Genomic DNA, 17,767 nt, shown 5'->3' on the forward strand with positions numbered 1-17,767 from the left:
TCGCACTCAACGGCAGCGGTCAGGCCTGCTTCACCTCCACCACACTGACCAGCGGCACGATCACCGCCGTCTACAACGGCGACTCCTGCCGCGCCAGCTCCACGGGCACGGTGGTCATCACCTCCACCGCCCAGGCGACGTACCTGACCGCCACCCCCGCGCAGATCCGCATGCGCACGAACGGCACGTTCGTCATCCCAGCCATGAGCGCCACGCTCAGGGAAACGGGGACGAACGCTCCGATCGCCGGTCGGACCGTGAACTTCGTCGCCAACACGGCGGGGACGCCCACGGTGCTCGGTAGCGCGGTCACCGATGCCAACGGCGTGGCCACACTCGCGCCGCCCAACCTCCCCGTCTCGGTCACGGTCGTCTCGGCGACCTCGTACCGGGCTTCGTTCGCAGGGGCGGGCTGCCTCGCCTCGTCCACGACCACGGCGTCGCTGACGTTCGTGCCGGTGCCGTTCCTGCCCTGACCCTCGCTCCGCACAAGAAGACAACAACCGCACATTCAGCACACCCCGCGCCGGGCCGCCTTCCGCGGCCCGGCGCGGCCGTGGTGGCGGCTCGGTTCCTCTCCGGTGTTCTCGGCTTTCCAGGCTTTCTCGGCCTTTTCGACGTAGGTGCCTGTTTCGGTGGTTTCGATGTTCTCGGCGTTTTCAGCACTTGCGGTGTTTTCGGTGCATTCAGTGCCCCGTCCGCCACCCGTGACGTCTACGCGGCGAGGTTTTTTCGTCGCGTTCCGCCACAACCGTTTTCCCGTCCAACACACTCGGATACGTTGTCAGGCGCGACAAACACCTCGCGAACCGGTCGGGTCGGACCAGCCCGTCTGACGGTTCTCCCGTGACGGCCAGATCTACGCCGGGGGCGCTGCCCGCACGGAGAGGGCAGCAAGCGCTCACTGAGACGCCCGCCCGAACGATCACCTCGCGTGGCGACGGACAGTTGAACAGCGAGTTCCAGCACCGCCCCGGACCGGCCTCGTCCGACCCGGGTTCCGGCCCGTGGCGGCTGCTTCGCGAGAACACTTCCGGCTCCACTGACGAAGTTGGGGATCGGCGACTTCAGCACCCGCGTAAGCTGCCTTGAAAGAGAAACCATGAGAAACCCTCGTAATACGGTGTCACGGCTGGCGGCCACCCTGCTCGCACTCGCCGTCACGGCGACCGCGTGCAGCGGTCTGACCGACACGTCCGGCGACCAGGAGTTCAGCGGCAAGACACTCACGGTCGCCGGCACCTGGGTCGGCGGGGAACAGAAGGCCTTCAAGAAGGTGATCGACGGCTTCACCGAGAAGACCGACGGCAAGGTCAAGTTCGTCTCCAGCCGTGCCACTGGCCGCGACGATTTCGGGGCGTTCATTCGCGACAAGATCAAGAGCGGCGAGGCTCCGGATGTGGCGATGGTGCCGCAGGTCGGTCTTCTGCAGCAGTTCGTGCAGAAGGACTATCTGGAGCCGCTGCCGCCGCGGGTCGAGCTGGAGGCAGCCCGGAACTTCGCGCTGGTGTGGCAGAACTACGGCAGCGTCAGGCGCATCTTCTACGGTCTGTACTTCAAGGCGTCGCACAAGTCGACCGTCTGGTACAACCCGAAGGCGTTCGACAAGGCCGAGGTGCTGCCGCCGACGTCGTACAACGAGATGGTGAGGGTGGGCGAAAGGCTGGCTGACACGGGGACCCCTGCCTTCTCCGTCGCCGGCAAGGACGGCTGGCCGCTGACCGACTGGTTCGAGAACATCTATCTGGCCCAGGCCGGGCCGAGCAACTACGCCAAGCTGGCCGGCAACGAGATCGGCTGGACCGACCCCAGCGTCATCAAGGCGCTGGAGACCATGGGGAAGCTCTTCGAGGGTGAGGATCTGGTGACGGGGGGCGGTACGGAGGCTCTGCGTACCGATCTGACCGAATCGGTCGGCGCGGTCTTCGGCAAGGACCCGGAGGCGGCGATGGTCTATGAGGGCGACTTCGTCGCGGGGCTGATATCCGGTGAGTTCGGCAAGAACGTCGACGACGACGCCGACTTCTTCCCCTTCCCCGCCGTCGGGGACGGGGATCCGCCGGTGCTCAGCGGCGGTGACGCCGCGGTGGCGATGAAGGACAGCAAGAACCAGGAGATGGCGATGTCCTTCATCGAGTATCTGGCCAGCCCGCAGGCCGCCGCGATCTGGGCGAAGGAGGGCGGCTTCCTCTCGCCCAACATCAACCTGGACCTGGAAGCCTATCCGGACGAGACGACCCGCAAGGTGGCCAAGTCGCTGGTGGACGCGGGCGAGGCCGTGCAGTTCGACATGTCCGACCAGGCACCCGCCGCTTTCGGGGGCACGCCGGGTCAGGGCGAGTGGCAGTTGCTGCAGGAGTTCATCCGTGATCCCTCCGACCCGGAGGAGACCGCCCGCAAGCTCGATCAGGCCGCGGCCAAGGCGTATCTGGACGCGTCGGCGACGGGTACGGGCTGAGGTCACGGGCCCGGCGAGCCCGGCGGACCCCCGCCTGACGGGCGTACGTCCGCGCGCACCGGCCCGCTTCTCGGTCTGCGCTGCGGGGAAGTCACCGGCCGGCGGCCAAAGTTCCCGGGTGCGGCGATCCTCGTGGTTGCCGCACCCGGTGGTCTCCGGCCCGCCCCGGGCTGCTGTCGCCGCGCCGCGGCTCGGCCCCGTCGGTTGCGGCTCCCGTCCTGCACGGGCGTCACCGCGTTCTCTCCCACCGTCGCCATAGTGTGACGTGTCACAGACAATCGGGCGGGGCTGTGGCAGCTTCAACTCCGTTACTCATCAGTAGAGTTGCTGCATTCCGAGGGGCGAGCTCCGTACGCGCACGCGGACTCCGCCGGTCATCCAGCGGGTGACCCGCGGTCCGGCCGCGTGCCCGGCCGCGGCATCCTCCCGGGACGGCGGCGATGCCGCCGGCCGCGGCCCGCGCGTGGAGAGGAACGGATGAGCACTTCGCAAGCCATGCCCCTGGACGAGTTGGTCGACACGGAGCGATATCCCCTGTCCGATCCCGGCAGTGCCGAAGGAGCGGCCGTCGTCTCCCGGGCCCGGCGCGACCTGCACGCCGACGGCTGCACGGTGCTGCCGGACTTCATCCGCCCGTCGCTGCAGGGGCTCCTGCAGCGGGAGTGCGCGGCCATCGCTCCGCGCGCGCACTTCGACGTCGCGACGGTCAACGTCTACAACATGGCCGTGGATTCGGACCTTCCGCAGGACCACCCGGGGCGCGTCCCCTTCGAGCGGGGCAACGCCTTCGTCGCACGGGACCGCATTCCCGAGGACGCCGTCATCAGCAGGCTCTACTCGCACGAGGTCTTCCAGAGCTTCATCGCGCGCTGCTTCGAACTGGAGGAGCTGCACGAGTTGGAGGACCCGCTCTCCGGGCTGGTGCTCAACGTCGTCGAGCCCGGCATGGAGCACCCCTGGCACTTCGACACCAACGAGTTCACCGTCAGCATGCTCACCCAGGAAGCGCGGGAGGGTGGGGGCGTATTCGAGTACTGCCCGAACATCAGGTCCGCGCACGAGGAGAACTTCGGTGACGTGCGCGAGGTGATCCGGGGAGGAGGAGAGCGGCTGACCCGTCGTCTTCCCCTGCGTCCCGGCGACCTCCAGCTCTTCAAGGGCCGCTACTCGCTGCACAGGGTCAGCCCGGTGGAGGGCCGAGTCGCCCGCCACTCGGCGATATTCGCCTACAGCGAGCGGCCCGGAGTGATCGGCAGCGTGTCACGGACCCGGCAGCTCTTCGGCCGCGTGCTGCCGGAGCATCTCGGGGCGGAGGGACGGGCGGTGCGGGGCGACCGGCTGCTGGACTGATCTCTCCCGCGGCGGACTTCCCGCGGCACCACGCTTCAGCTCAACTCCGCGACCACGCTGTGCGATTCCCTAGGAGCAACCCCGTGCGCTTCGACGCCACCGGCAAAGTCTCGCTCGACCACATCTACGAGCAGCCCGATCCGCGTGCCTATTTCACACAGTTGCGGCAGCTCGACTACTGCGTGCCGCAGCAGGCCAAGCCGTATTTCGCGAAACTCATCGAGGAGTACCGGGAGTCGCAGAACGTCCCCGAGCCGAAGGTGCTGGACATCGGCTGCTCGTACGGGATCAACGCCGCCCTGCTGAAGTACGACGTGACCATGGACGCCCTCTACGCCCGCTACTGCAACGGGACTTCCGGTACCGAGGGGCCGAACGGCCACGGAGGGCGGAACGGGCACGCACACGCGGAGACGTCCAAGGCGCTGCTGGCCCGGGACCGGAAGCTGGCGCAGGCGCACCGCCCCGCGCGCCGCACCCGGTTCGTGGGTCTGGACACCTCCGCGGGGGCTCTCGCGTACGCGCTGGAGGCGGGGTTCCTCGACGACGCGGTCCATGCCGACCTGGAGCAGCATGAGCCTTCGGTGTCCCAGCGCGCCCAGTTCGCCGGGACGGATCTTGTCATCTCCACGGGCTGCATCGGTTACGTCACCGAGCGCACACTGACGCGTATCGTCCACTCCATGGGCGGGCAGCGGCCTTGGATGGCGCACTTCGTGCTGCGCATGTTCCCGTTCGGCGGGGTCGAGAGCGCGCTGGCCGAGCTGGGTTACAGCACCGTGTGCGTCGACGATGTCTTCAAGCAGCGGCGGTTCGCCTCACCGGAGGAGCAGCAGCTCGTCCTCGCGACGATGAAGGAAGCCGGAGTGGACGCGGAGGGCCTGGAGGCGGAGGGCTGGCTGTACGCGCAACTCCACCTCTCCCGGCCCCTGGGTGCGCCGGCGCGGCCGTCCGGGTCCTGAGACCTGTGCGGAACCAGCAAGCAGTCATGCACCGAGAACCGACTATGCGAAGTGAGAGCGGAATTGAAGACCAGTCAGGCAAGTGCGACCACCCCGACCTTCGCTGTGGAGGACCAGCTGCCGCGTGTGCCGCTGCCCACGCTGGAGGAGAGCTGCGAGAGGTTTCTCGCCTGGTGCGCGCCGCTGATCGACGCCGACCAGCGGGCGGCCACGGAGGCGGAGGTGGCCGCCTTCCTCCGTCCCGGCGGCTGGGGGCAGGTGCTCCAGTCGGCGCTGGAGGAGTACGACTCGGCTCCGGGCGTGCACAGTTGGCTGGACACGTTCTGGCCGTACCGCTATCTGGGGCGGCGTGACCGTATCGCTCTCAACGCCAACTTCTTCTTCCTCTTCCAGGATTCGGGCCAGTCGCAGGTGGAGCGGGCGGCGGGTCTGATCGGGTCGGCCGTGGCCTACAAGCGGCAGGTCGACCAGGAGCTGATTCCGCCGGTGGCGCAGCGCGGGGTGCCCCAGTCGATGGAGCAGCACAAGTTCCTCTTCTCCAGCACCCGGATTCCGGGGGCGGAGCAGGACACCTCGCGTACGCCGTACTCGGCTCAGTGGCCCGGTCCGTCGCGGGAGAGGCACATCGTGGTCTTCTTCCGGGGCAGCATGTTCCGGATGGAGGTGCTGGGTGCGGACGGTGTGCCGCACAGCCTGGAGGATCTTCAGGCGGGGCTGCGCGCGGTGATGAGGGCCGGCGCCGAACCGGCCGCGCCGGACAGCTCGGTGGGGCATCTGACCACGATGGCCCGCGCCGAGTGGGCGGCGGCGCGGCAGACGCTGATCGACGTCCATCCCCGCAACGCCGGGTCCCTGGAGGAGATCGAGACCGCGCTGTTCTGCGTGTGCCTGGAGGATTTCGCGCCCGGGGACACCCAGGAGGCCTGCGACGAACTGCTGTACGGCGACCGCGGCAACCGCTGGTTCGACAAGGCCGTCTCCTTCGTCGTCTTCGAGGACGGCAGGGCGGGGCTGAATGTGGAGCACTGCCAGCTCGACGGGACGACGATTCTCAGCTTCACCGACGCGCTGCTGGGCAGCCCCGCCGAGGAGCAGTCGCGGCTTGCCGGGGCCCGGTCCCAGGGGCCGCCCGCGGTGGAGCCCGTGGCTTTCGAGCTCGACGAGGCGCTGCGGGGCAGGGTGCGCTCCGCCGCGGACGCGTTCGCGGCGTTCGGGAAGAGCACCGCGACGCGCACTGTCTCCTTCGAGGACTTCGGCAGCAGCACCGCCAAGGCGCTGGGTGTCTCACCGGACGCGTTCGTGCAGCTCGCGTACCAGCTGGCCCATCAGCGTGCGAAGGGGTCTCTGGGCGCGACGTACGAGTCGATCGCGACCCGGCAGTACCGGCACGGGCGGACCGAGGCCATGCGTGTCGTGACTCCCGAGATGCTCGCCTTCGTGGCGGCGATGGAGGACCCCGCGGCGGACGGTGAGGCCCGGCGTGCCGCGTTCCGGGCCGCGGCCGGGAAGCATGTGGCCCGCGCGAAGGAGTGCCAGGCCGTCCAGGCGCCCGAACAGCATTTGTGGGAGCTGGAGTTGATCCAGAGGCGGCGCGGCGGGGAGTTGGGGGTTCCCGAGCAGCCGTCGCTCTTCCGTACTCCGGGCTGGCTGACGATGCGGGACGACTCTCTGAGCACCAGTTCCGCTCCGTCCGTCAACATCCAGTATTTCGGGTTCGGTTCGACCAGCAGCCGGTGCATCGGCGTCGCGTACGTGCTGCTGCCGGAGCGCTTCAACCTCTATCTGAGCACCCCGCTGTCGGTGGCGGATCAGATGGGCGACTTCGCGGACCGTCTGCGTGAGGCGGTGGCCGAGTTGCGGGAGCTGCTGGCCCAGGGGGGTCCGCGGGACTGAGCCGTGGGGCCGTGCCCCGCGGCGGCGGCAGTGGTGCCCTGCCGCGGGGCCTGCCTGTAGCGTGCGCCGAGGATGTGACGTTGTCCGTGAACGAGGAGAATCTCCGTGCCTTCCGTGACACCCCAGAGCCCGCTCGGCCTGTTCGGGACCGACTCGCTGATCGGTGAGGAGGACCGTGCCATCCGGGACACCGTGCGCCGGTACGTCGAGGAGAAGGTGAGGCCGAGCCTGGCCGACTGGTACGAGGCCGGGGAGATTCCCGCGCGGGAGCTGGCCAGGGAGCTGGGTTCGCTGGGCGTCCTCGGGATGCATCTGACGGGGTACGGCTGCGCCGGCACCACCGCCACGGCTTACGGCCTGGCCTGCATGGAGCTGGAGGCGGGCGATTCGGGGCTGCGGTCGCTGGTGTCGGTGCAGGGGTCGCTGGCGATGTTCGCCATCTGGCGCTACGGCAGTGAGGAGCACAAGCAGCGGTGGCTGCCGGCGATGGCCGCCGGGGAGGCGATCGGCTGCTTCGGTCTGACCGAGCCGGACTTCGGGTCCAACCCGGCGGGCATGCGCACCCGCGCGCGCAGGGACGGTTCCGACTGGGTGCTCAGCGGCAGCAAGATGTGGATCACCAACGGGTCCGTGGCCGATGTGGCAGTGGTGTGGGCGCAGACGGAGGAGAGGATCCGCGGCTTCGTCGTACCGACGGACACGCCGGGTTTCTCGGCGCCGGAGATCAGGAAGAAGATGTCGCTGCGGGCGTCTGTCACTTCGGAGCTGGTGCTGGACGAGGTGCGGTTGCCCGCCTCGGCGGTGCTGCCGGAGGCGGTGGGTCTCTCCGGTCCGCTCTCGTGCCTGAACGAGGCCCGCTACGGCATCGTGTTCGGTGCTCTGGGCGCCGCCCGCGACTGCCTGCAGACCGCCGTCGACTACACCTGTCAGCGGGAGATCTTCGACAAGCCGCTGGCCGCCTACCAGCTCTCCCAGGCCAAACTGGCGGACATGTCGCTGGAGTTGGGCAAGGGCATGCTGCTGGCGCTGCATCTGGGCAGGCTCAAGGACGAGGGCACGCTGCGGCCGGAGCAGGTCAGCCTCGGCAAGCTGAACAGCGTGCGGGAGGCCATCGGCATCGCCCGCGAGTGCCGGACGCTTCTCGGCGCGGCCGGTGTCACGCTGGAGTACCCGGTCATGCGGCACGCCAACAACCTGGAGTCGGTGCTCACTTATGAGGGGACGTCCGAGGTGCACCAGTTGGTGATCGGGCAGGCTCTGACCGGCCAGGCGGCGTTCCGGTAGTACCCGCGGGCCGGACGGCGCCACTCGCGCTCCGCCGGCACGCCGTATCGCCGGTTCGCCGGTAGGCCGTCCCTCCGACGGGCCTCGCGTGCCCCGGGCGGTGCGGGTGGGCGGGGCCGTCCCGTCCGCCCGCGCCGCCCGGGGCTCACCGGTTCCTCACTCGTCGTCCTCCAGTTCGCCCTCCGTCTCGAGGAAGACCTGGCGCAGCGCGTCCAGCACAGCCGGGTCCGGCTTGGCCCACATGCCGCGCGACTCGGCCTCCAGCAGGCGTTCCGCGATGCCGTGCAGCGCCCAGGGGTTGGCCTCCTGCAGGAACGCGCGGTTGTGCTCGTCCAGGACGTAGGTGGAGGCGAGCTTGTCGTACATCCAGTCGGCGATGACGCCGGTGGTGGCGTCGTAGCCGAAGAGGTAGTCGACGGTGGCGGCCAGTTCGAAGGCGCCCTTGTAGCCGTGCCGCTGCATCGCCTCGATCCAGCGCGGGTTGACGACGCGGGCGCGGAAGACGCGTGAGGTCTCCTCGACGAGCGTGCGGGTGCGCACGGTCTCGGGCCGGGTGGAGTCGCCGATGTACGCCTCGGGTGCGGTGCCGCGCAGTGCGCGGACGGTGGCGACCATGCCTCCGTGGTACTGGAAGTAGTCGTCGGAGTCGGCGATGTCGTGCTCGCGGGTGTCGGTGTTCTTCGCGGCGACGGCGATGCGCCGGTAGGCGGTCTCCATCTCCTCGCGGGCCGGGCGTCCTTCGAGGTCGCGGCCGTAGGCGTAGCCGCCCCAGGCCGTGTAGACCTCGGCGAGGTCGGCGTCGGTGCGCCAGTCGCGGGAGTCGATGAGCTGGAGCAGTCCGGCGCCGTACGTGCCGGGGCGGGAGCCGAAGATCCTTGTGGTGGCGCGGCGTTCGTCGCCGTGTTCGGCCAGGTCGGCCCGGGTGTGGGCGCGTACGCGGTTGTCCTCGTCCGGCTCCTCCAGACCGGCGGCGAGGCGCACCGCGTCGTCGAGGAGGCCCACGGCGTGCGGGAAGGCGTCACGGAAGAAGCCGCTGATGCGCAGCGTGACGTCGACGCGGGGGCGGCCCAGTTCCTCCAGCGGCACGGGCTCCAGGCCGGTCACGCGGCGCGAGGCGTCGTCCCACACGGGACGGATGCCCAGCAGGGCCAGTGCCTCGGCGATGTCGTCGCCGGACGTGCGCATGGCGCTGGTCCCCCACAGGGACAGGCCGACGGAGGCGGGCCATTCGCCGGTCTCGGCGCGGTAGCGCTCCAGGAGGGAGTCGGCGAGTGCCACTCCTGTCTCCCAGGCCAGGCGGGAGGGGACGGCCTTGGGGTCGACGGAGTAGAAGTTGCGGCCGGTGGGCAGCACGTTGACCAGGCCGCGCAGCGGTGAACCGGACGGGCCCGCGGGCACGAAGCCGCCGGCCAGGGCGTGCACGGCGTGGTCGATCTCCTGCGTGGTGGCGGCCAGGCGCGGCACGACCTCGCGTGCGGCGAAGGCGAGGATGTCGGCGACGGGGCCCGCCTGTTCGCGCCGCTCCTCGGGGAGGCGGGCGACGGCGGCATCGACCGCGCCGGGGTCCCAGCCGGCCTGTTCCATCGCCTCGACGAGGGCGCGGGCCTCCTCCTCGGCGGCGTCCGCCCCGGTGCGGGTGGCTGCCGACTCGTCCAGTCCGAGGGCCTCGCGCAGTCCGGGCAGGGCGGAGCTGCCGCCCCAGATCTGCCGGGCGCGCAGGATCGCCAGGACGAGGTTGACGCGTTCCGGGCCGTGCGGTGCGGCTCCCAGTACATGCAGTCCGTCGCGGATCTGGGCGTCCTTGACCTCGCACAGCCAGCCGTCGACGTGCAGCAGGAAGTCGTCGAAGCCCTCGTCGTCGGGGCGCTCCTCCAGGCCGAGGTCGTGGTCGAGTTTCGCCGCCTGGATGAGCGTCCAGATCTGGGAGCGGATGGCGGGCAGCTTCGCCGGGTCCATGGAGGAGACGGCGGCGTACTCGTCGAGGAGCTGCTCCAGGCGGGCGATGTCTCCGTAGGAGTCGGCGCGCGCCATGGGCGGTACGAGGTGGTCGACGAGGGTGGCGTGGACGCGGCGCTTGGCCTGGGTGCCCTCGCCGGGGTCGTTGACGAGGAAGGGGTAGACCAGCGGCAGGTCGCCCAGGGCGGCGTCGGGCGCGCAGGCGGCGGAGAGCCCGGCGTTCTTCCCGGGCAGCCACTCCAGGTTGCCGTGCTTGCCGAGGTGGATCATCGCGTCGGCGCCGAAGCCGCCGTCGGCGCGCGGTGCGGAGAGCCAGCGGTAGGCCGCCAGGTAGTGGTGGGAGGGCGGCAGATCGGGGTCGTGGTAGATCGCGATGGGGTTCTCGCCGAAGCCGCGCGGCGGCTGGATGAGGATGATGAGGTTTCCCCGGCGCAGGGCGGCGAGGACGATGTCGCCCTCGGGGTTGCGGCTGCGGTCGACGAACATCTCCCCCGGCGGCGGCCCCCAGTGCTCCTCGACCGACTCGCGCAGCTGTGCGGGGAGTTCGGCGTACCAGCGGCGGTAGTCGGCGGCCGGGACGCGTACGGGGTTGCGGGCGAGTTGCTCCTCCGTGAGCCATTCCCGGTCGTGGCCGCCGGCGTCGATCAGCGCGCGGATCAGTTCGTCGCCGTCCCCGGACTCCAGGCCGGGCACGGGTTGGGCGCCGGAGCCCTCTTCCGCCGCGCCGGCGGGGGTGCCGAAGTCGTAGCCCTCCTCGCGCAGCCGCCGCAGCAGGGCGACGGCGCTGGCGGGGGTGTCGAGGCCGACGGCGTTGCCGATGCGGGAGTGTTTGGTCGGGTACGCGGACAGCACGAGCGCGATCCGCTTGTCCGCGGGGGGTGTCGAGCGCAGCCGGGCGTGCCGTACGGCGATCCCGGCGACGCGGGCGGCGCGTTCGGGGTCGGGGATGTAGGCGGGCAGGCCGTCGTCGTCGATCTCCTTGAAGGAGAAGGGGACGGTGATCAGGCGCCCGTCGAACTCGGGGACGGCGACCTGGCTCGCGGCGTCCAGCGGTGAGACGCCCTCGTCGTTCTCCTCCCAGGCGCTGCGCGGGCTGGTCAGGCAGAGTGCCTGGAGCACGGGCACGTCGAGGGAGGCGAGGGCGCCGGCGTCCCACGCTTCGTCGTCGCCTCCGGCGGAGGCTTCCGCGGGCCTGGTGCCTCCGGCGGCGAGGACGGTGGTGACGACGGCGTCCGCCTGGCGCAGCGCTTCGAGCAGTTCGGCTTCGGGTGTGCGCAGCGAGGCGACGTAGAGCGGCAGCGCGCGGCCTCCGGCGTTCTCCACGGCTGCGCACAGGGCGTCGACGAAGGCGGTGTTGCCGCTCATGTGGTGCGCGCGGTAGTAGAGCACCGCGACGGTGGGGCCGCCGGCGGCGGGGGCGGCCTCGCGCTCCAGCGGGCCCCAAGTGGGCGCCTGGGCCGGGGGTTCGAATCCGTGGCCGGTCAGCAGGACGGTGTCGGAGAGGAACCGCGCGAGCTGTTCGAGGTTGCCGGGGCCGCCGTGGGCGAGGTAGGCGTGCGCCTCGGTGGCGATGCCGATGGGGACGGTGGAGTGCTCCATCAGCTGCGCGTCGGGCGCCTGTTCACCGGTGAGGACGACGACGGGAAGGCCCTGGGCGAGGACCGTGCGCAGTCCGTCCTCCCATGCGCGTACGCCGCCGAGGAGGCGTACGACGACGAGTTCGGCGCCCTCCAGCAGCTCCGGGAGCTCTTCGAGGGCGGTGCGGGAGGGGTTGGCGTAGCGGTAGGGCACGGGACCGGCCGCGGCGCGTGCGCTGAGCAGGTCGGTGTCGGACGTGGACAGCAGCAGGATCATGCGGCAGGCCTTCCTCGGGGTCCGCGCCCCGGGCGGTGAGAGACGGCGGGAGTTCCTGGCTCGCCCGGTGCTGCCGGGCTCACAGTGGCGGGACCGCGCCGGATTCACACCGGCCTTCCTCCCCTGGCGCCGTCGCTGACGGTGGCGGGCCCGTCGACCCGCCGCGCAACATAGTAAGGGTCACATCAACACCGCAGGCGGGTCGGGCGCGGGGGGGGCCGTCGGTATGCTCCGGCCATGCCGCAACCCACACCGGCCCGGCCGGACCGGGCGATTCCGCCCGCCCGCGACCGGGGTGACGCCTGCCCCGGTGCGCTGCGTCTGCACGCCGCCGACGACGGTGCCCTCGCACGTGTCCGCGTTCCCGCGGGCGTGTTGACGACGCGGCAGGCGCTGGCCCTCGCGGAGGTGTCCGAGGAGCTGGGCGACGGGCACCTCGGCCTCACCTCACGCGGCAATGTGCAGCTGAGAGGGCTGGACGAGCGGGACGCGGGTCAACTGGCCGCCGTGCTGGAGGACTCGGGGCTGCTGCCCTCCCCCCGGCACGAACGCGTACGCAACGTCGTCGCCTCCCCCCTGAGCGGCCTGGACGGTGCGGGCAGCGCCGATGTGCTGTGCTGGGCGGCCCGGTTGGACGAGCTGCTGTGCGCGAGCGAGGCGGCGGCGGGGCTTTCGGGGCGTTTCCTCTTCGCTCTCGACGACGGACGGGGCGATGTCGCCTCGCTCGGCGCGGATGTGACATTGATCGCTCTGCCCGGCTCACAGGGCGCGGCGCTGCGCGTGGGTGCCGGGGCCGAGGCGGTGCGTGTGCCCGCCGGGGAGGCGGCGGGGGCGGCTCTGCTGGCGGCGGAGATGTTCCTCACGGCGGCGCGGGAGTGCGGCGAGGGCGTCTGGCGGGTGCGTGAACTGCCCGACGGGCGTGAGGTGTCCGCCCGGCAGGTGGCCGCCGCGCTCGGCCGCAGCGGGGTGGCGGCCCGCCGCATGCCCGGCTCCTGGCTGCCCGCCCCGGCGGGTACGTCCCCCGGTCCCGCTCCCGGCGTGGTGGAGGGAGGGACCGGCGACGGCGGCGCGAATCACGACGGGGCCGGCGGCGGCTCCGGCAGCGGGCGGGAGTCGCTGTGCGCCGTCTCCGTCCTGGCTCCCCTGGGCCGTCTCACCTCCCGGCAGTGGCGCCTGCTCGCGCAGCACGCACGCAGTCACGGCCGCGGCGAGCTGCGGGTGACGCCGTGGCGCGGCGTCGTCCTGCCGGCGGTGCCTCGCCCGCTCGCCGCCGGGTCGCTGCAACGGCTGGAGCAGGCCGGGCTGATCACCCACGAGGGTTCCCCCTGGCTGGGCGTGGGCGCCTGCACCGGACTGCCCGGCTGTGCCCGCGCGCACCGCGACGTACGCGGCGACGCCGCCGCCACCGTCGGCGACCGGGCACCGCACGGACGCGCGCCCCTCGGCCTGCTGCCCGTGTACTGGTCGGGGTGTGAGCGCCGCTGCGGACGTCCGCAGGGCGACAGGGTGGATGTCGTCGCCTCTAAGGACGGCTATACGGTGGCTGTCCAGGCAGAGGGCTCCACAGGGAACCGGGCCGTGCCGGACGGAGAACTCGCCCACGCCGTCGCATCAGCACGTGCCGAACGAGAGACGAGATGAGCGACAGCGCAGTGCCTGTGCACGAGTACGAGTACGAGAAGGACGGGGCGGCGATCTACCGCCGGTCCTTCGCCACGATCCGCGCCGAGTCGGACCTGGAGGGTCTGCCCGGGGACGTCGGCCGCGTCGCCGTGAGGATGATCCACGCCTGCGGCATGACCGACCTCGTCCGCGACCTGGCCTTCACTCCCTCGGTGGTGGCCCGCGCACGGGCCGCGCTCCTTGAGGGTGCGCCCGTCCTGTGCGACGCCGAGATGGTCGCCAGCGGCGTCACCCGCAAGCGGCTCCCCGCCGGCAACGACGTGGTGTGCACGCTCTCCGACCCGGCCGTCCCCCAACTCGCCGCCCGTACGGGCACGACGCGCAGCGCCGCCGCCCTGGAGCTGTGGGGCGGCCGGCTGGAGGGCGCGGTCGTGGCCGTCGGCAACGCGCCCACCGCCCTGTTCCGGCTGCTGGAGATGATCGACGGGGGCGCTCCGAGGCCGGCGGCGGTGATCGGTGTGCCGGTCGGTTTCGTCGGGGCCGCCGAGTCCAAGGAAGCGCTCGCCGCCCACCCCGCCGGCCTGGACCACCTCGTCGTACGGGGGCGCCGCGGCGGAAGCGCCATGGCGGCGGCCGCGATCAACGCGATAGCGAGCGAGGAAGAGTGACCGATCAGCACACGAAGCAGCCCGTCGGCCGCCTGTACGGAGTGGGGCTGGGGCCCGGCGATCCGTCGCTGATGACCGTGCGCGCCGTGCGGGTCATCGGCGAGGCCGACGTCGTCGCCTACCACAGTGCCGGGCACGGCCGTTCCATCGCCCGCTCCATCGCCGCGGAGCACCTGCGCCCCGAGCACATCGAGGAAGCGCTGGTGTATCCCGTCACCACGGGCACCACCGACCACCCCGGCGGATACAGGGGCGCGATCGAGGAGTTCTACGCCGAGTCCGCCGCACGGCTGGCCTCGCACCTCGACGCGGGCCGCACGGTCGCGGTGATCGCCGAAGGGGACCCGCTCTTCTACGGCTCGTACATGCACATGCACAAGCGGCTCGCCGGCCGCTACCCGACGGAGGTGATTCCCGGCGTCACCTCCGTCAGCGCCGCGGCGTCCCGCCTGGGCACTCCTCTCGCGGAGGGGGAGGAGGTGCTGACCGTCCTGCCGGGCACTCTGCCCGAGGAGGAGCTGGCGGCGCGGCTGGCCTCCACCGACGCCGCGGTGGTGATGAAGCTGGGGCGTACGTTCCCCGCCGTGCGCAGGGCCGCCGAACGGTCCGGGCGGCTCGCGGAGGTCCACTACGTGGAGCGGGCCACGATGAGCGGCGAGCGCACGGGAACGCTGGCCGATGCGGACGCGGAGAGCGTGCCGTACTTCTCCCTCGCCGTGCTGCCCGGCCGCGCCGGACGGGAGCCCGAGCCCGCACCCCCGGGTGACGCGGGCACCGCCGGGCAGGTCGTGGTGCTGGGCACCGGACCGGCCGGGCCGCGGTGGCTCACACCGGAGGCCCGCGGTGAACTGGCCGCCGCGCAGGACCTGGTGGGCTACGCCACCTACCTCGACCGGGTGCCTGTACGTCCCGGCCAGCGCAGGCACGCCTCCGACAACAAGGTCGAGTCCGAACGCGCCGAGCTGGCCCTGGACCTGGCGCGGCGCGGCCGTCGTGTCGCCGTGGTCTCCTCCGGCGATCCGGGTGTCTTCGCGATGGCCACAGCCGTGCTGGAAGTGGCCTCGCAGGAGCAGTACCGGGACGTGCCGGTGCGCGTGCTGCCGGGTGTGACCGCCGCGAACGCCGCCGCGGCGCGCGCGGGCGCGCCTCTGGGGCACGACTACGCCGTCATCTCCCTCTCCGACCGGCTCAAGCCGTGGGAGGTCATCTCCCGGCGGCTGTCCGCCGCGGCCTCGGCCGATCTGGCGCTCGCGCTGTACAACCCGGGCTCGCGCAGCCGTACCTGGCAGGTCGCCAAGGCCCGTGAGGTGCTGCTGGAGCACCGGTCGCCGGACACGCCCGTCGTCGTCGCCCGTGACGTCGGCGGCCCCGGTGAGCGCGTACGCACTCTGCCGCTGGCGGAACTCGCCGCGGAGGACGTCGACATGCGCACGATCCTGCTCATCGGCTCCTCGCAGACCCGTGCCCTGCGGCGGGGCGGCGACGGCGAGTGGAGCGGCGCAGGGACCGGCGCAGAAGCCGGCGGAGGGCCGGACGCGGCCGCGACCGTGTGGACGCCGCGCCGCTACGGAGAGGACGGCGGCACAGGAGAGGCGGCATCAGCCCAGCCGTGAACGTACCCACGCGGCGGCCTGCGCGGCGTCCGGCACGACGGTGACCCCCTCTGGCACGGGCGGCCTGCGCACGATGACGACCGGGACGCCCGCCTCACGGGCGGCGGTCAGCTTCGGCGCGGTCGCCGCGCCGCCGCTGTCCTTGCTGACCAGGACGTCGATACGGTGTCTGCGCAGCAGTTCGCGTTCCCCCTCCAGCGTGAAGGGCCCCCGGTCCAGCAGCAGCTCCATGCGGGCGGGACGGGGCGGGGCGGGCGCGTCCACGGAGCGCAGCAGGAACCAGGGCGTCTCCAGGTGCGCGAAGGCGGCCAGGCCCATGCGTCCGGTGGTCAGGAACACGCGCCGGCCCAGGGGGGCCAGGGCACCGGCGGCTTCCTCCAGGGAGGCGACGGGATGCCAGTCGTCGCCCTCACCGGGGCTCCAGCCGGGCCGCCGCAGCGCGAGCAGGGGAACATGGGCGAGCGAGGCGGCACGTGCCGCGTGGAAACTGATGGTGCCGGCGAAAGGATGAGTGGCGTCGATGAGTGCCCGTACGTCGTGCTCACGCAGCCAGTCCGCCATGCCCTGCGTACCGCCGAAACCGCCGACGCGCACCCCGCCCGGTACGGGCAGCGGGCGCGCGACCCGTCCGGCCAGCGACGTCGTCACGCGCGGGGGCGCCGGGCCGCTGCCGTCCAGCGGCACTCGGGGCACTTGGGGCTCTTGGGGCACTTGGGGCTCTTGGGGCACCAGCAGTCCGGCCAGTGCCCGTGCCTCCGTGGTGCCGCCGAGTATCAGCACGTGGGGTGCGCTCATCGGGGACCTTCCGTGACGGGTGCTGGACCGGAACCGCGGGAGCCCGCCGCTCACGGCGGTGGCCATGACGGCGGACACGGCGGCGGACGCGACGCCCCCGCGGGCGGCGGGCGCGACGCCCAACTCAAACACACCGGCCTGCGGCCCGGATGGACGACCGGTGCCTGCGCGACCGCCGCCGCGACGGCCGCCTACACCGCCCTGCTGACGGGCGACTTCCCGGACCCGGTGACGGTCACCCTGCCCAAGGGCCAGACGCCGGCCTTCGCCCTCGCCGTGGAGGAGCTGAGCGAGGGCGGCACGGAACGGCAGGCCATGGCGGGTGTCGTCAAGGACGCCGGTGACGATCCGGACGTCACCCACGGCGTGCTGATCCGCGCCACCGTACGGGCACTGCCGCCCGGCAGCGGCATCGTCTTCCGCGCCGGGCCCGGTGTGGGAACCGTCACCCGCCCCGGACTCCCCCTCGGCGTCGGCGAGCCCGCGATCAACCCGGTGCCGCGCACGATGATGCGGGACCACCTGGCGGACGTCGCCGCGCGGCGCGGCATCACCGCGGACGCCGAGGTGACGCTCTCCGCCGACAACGGCGAGGAGATCGCCCGCTCCACGTGGAACCCGCGCCTGGGCATCCTGGGCGGACTGTCCGTCCTGGGCACCACGGGCATCGTGGTGCCCTACTCGTGCTCCGCGTGGATCGACTCGATCCGGCGCGGCATCGACGTGGCGCGCGCGGCGGGCCGCACCCATGTGGCGGGCTGCACGGGTTCGACGTCGGAGCGGACCGTCACCGCCGAATACGGCCTGCCGGACGACGCGTTGCTCGACATGGGCGACTTCGCGGGCGCGGTGCTCAAGTACATCCGCCGCCACCCCGTCGACCGCCTCACTGTGTGCGGCGGCTTCGCCAAGCTGTCCAAACTGGCCGCGGGCCACCTCGACCTGCACTCCAGACGCTCCCAGGTCGACAAGGGCTTCCTCGCCTCCCTCGCGCGCGACGGCGGCGCCGGCGAGACGCTGGCCACCGCCGTGGAGACCGCCAACACCGGCCTGGAGGCACTCCAGTTGTGCGCCGCGGCGGGCGTGCCGCTGGGCGATCTCGTCGCCGCCGCCGCCCGCGACCAGGCCATCGGCGTACTGCGCGGCGCGCCCGTCGCCGTCGACGTCATCTGCATCGACCGCGCCGGGGTGATCGTGGGCCGCTCCGATCCGCGTTGACGCCGCCGGCCTGAGCGGCGGCACCCGCCGGAGACGCGCCCGCGGCCGTCGCCCTGGCGGCGGCCCACGGCCTCACGTGCCGGGCGGCGGCGC

The 17,767-nt window shown here is 72.0% G+C and carries 11 protein-coding genes, 1 pseudogene and 1 riboswitch; of the genes and pseudogenes, 10 read left to right on the forward strand and 2 right to left on the reverse strand.

Translation table 11 applies throughout. The annotated features are described in order from the left end of the window. The 6 genes and pseudogenes from H343_RS32535 to H343_RS0123720 all read left to right on the forward strand — a co-directional run. Nucleotides 1–476 (forward strand): annotated as a pseudogene (locus tag H343_RS32535) (beta strand repeat-containing protein); the annotation flags it as partial. Nucleotides 477–1,102: 626 nt separating this feature from the next. After that, on the forward strand, nt 1,103–2,458 hold the full coding sequence (locus H343_RS0123700; RefSeq protein ID WP_051265917.1) for an ABC transporter substrate-binding protein: 1,356 nt from the start codon (nt 1,103–1,105) through the stop codon (nt 2,456–2,458). A gap of 477 nt (nt 2,459–2,935) precedes the next feature. Continuing rightward, the gene (locus tag H343_RS0123705; RefSeq protein WP_028433155.1) at nt 2,936–3,808 is read left to right on the forward strand and encodes a HalD/BesD family halogenase; all 873 of its coding nucleotides are present in this window, start codon (nt 2,936–2,938) and stop codon (nt 3,806–3,808) included. Nucleotides 3,809–3,891: 83 nt separating this feature from the next. Further along, nucleotides 3,892–4,770 (forward strand): class I SAM-dependent methyltransferase, encoded by an 879-nt coding sequence (locus H343_RS0123710; protein ID WP_028433156.1) that lies wholly within the window; start codon nt 3,892–3,894, stop codon nt 4,768–4,770. Nucleotides 4,771–4,833: 63 nt separating this feature from the next. After that, entirely contained in the window at nt 4,834–6,663 is a 1,830-nt protein-coding gene (locus H343_RS0123715; RefSeq protein WP_028433157.1) for a choline/carnitine O-acyltransferase, read from the forward strand. Between the two features lie 105 nt (nt 6,664–6,768). Then, nucleotides 6,769–7,947, forward strand: coding sequence for an acyl-CoA dehydrogenase family protein (locus H343_RS0123720; protein WP_028433158.1), 1,179 nt, complete (start codon nt 6,769–6,771; stop codon nt 7,945–7,947). A gap of 156 nt (nt 7,948–8,103) precedes the next feature. Here the strand turns inward: H343_RS0123720 and cobN are convergent, their stop codons facing one another. Continuing rightward, nucleotides 8,104–11,757, reverse strand: coding sequence for a cobaltochelatase subunit CobN (gene cobN / locus H343_RS0123725; RefSeq protein WP_028433159.1), 3,654 nt, complete (start codon nt 11,755–11,757; stop codon nt 8,104–8,106). A 53-nt stretch (nt 11,758–11,810) separates the two neighbouring features. Next, nucleotides 11,811–11,871, reverse strand: a riboswitch (cobalamin riboswitch). Nucleotides 11,872–11,994: 123 nt separating this feature from the next. Here cobN and cobG point away from each other — a divergent pair. From cobG to H343_RS0123740, 3 genes are read left to right on the forward strand one after another with little or no spacing between them, the layout of a single operon-like run. Continuing rightward, a complete protein-coding gene (cobG, locus tag H343_RS0123730; protein ID WP_028433160.1) occupies nt 11,995–13,398 on the forward strand; it encodes a precorrin-3B synthase in 1,404 nt (467 codons plus the stop codon). Further along, nucleotides 13,395–14,048 (forward strand): precorrin-8X methylmutase, encoded by a 654-nt coding sequence (locus tag H343_RS0123735; protein WP_028433161.1) that lies wholly within the window; start codon nt 13,395–13,397, stop codon nt 14,046–14,048. Before cobG ends, H343_RS0123735 begins: the two co-directional genes overlap by 4 nt. Beyond that, entirely contained in the window at nt 14,045–15,661 is a 1,617-nt protein-coding gene (locus H343_RS0123740) for a precorrin-2 C(20)-methyltransferase (protein WP_028433162.1), read from the forward strand. Before H343_RS0123735 ends, H343_RS0123740 begins: the two co-directional genes overlap by 4 nt. Here the strand turns inward: H343_RS0123740 and H343_RS0123745 are convergent. Beyond that, nucleotides 15,647–16,456 (reverse strand): cobalt-precorrin-6A reductase, encoded by an 810-nt coding sequence (locus tag H343_RS0123745; protein ID WP_028433163.1) that lies wholly within the window; start codon nt 16,454–16,456, stop codon nt 15,647–15,649. The two genes, H343_RS0123740 and H343_RS0123745, sit on opposite strands and share 15 nt — an antisense overlap. A 12-nt stretch (nt 16,457–16,468) precedes the next feature. Between H343_RS0123745 and H343_RS32540 the strand changes: the two genes are divergently transcribed. Beyond that, on the forward strand, nt 16,469–17,674 hold the full coding sequence (locus H343_RS32540; protein ID WP_078506071.1) for a cobalt-precorrin-5B (C(1))-methyltransferase: 1,206 nt from the start codon (nt 16,469–16,471) through the stop codon (nt 17,672–17,674). The last annotated feature ends 93 nt before the right edge of the window (nt 17,675–17,767 follow it).

The organism is Streptomyces sp. TAA204 (assembly GCF_000424965.1).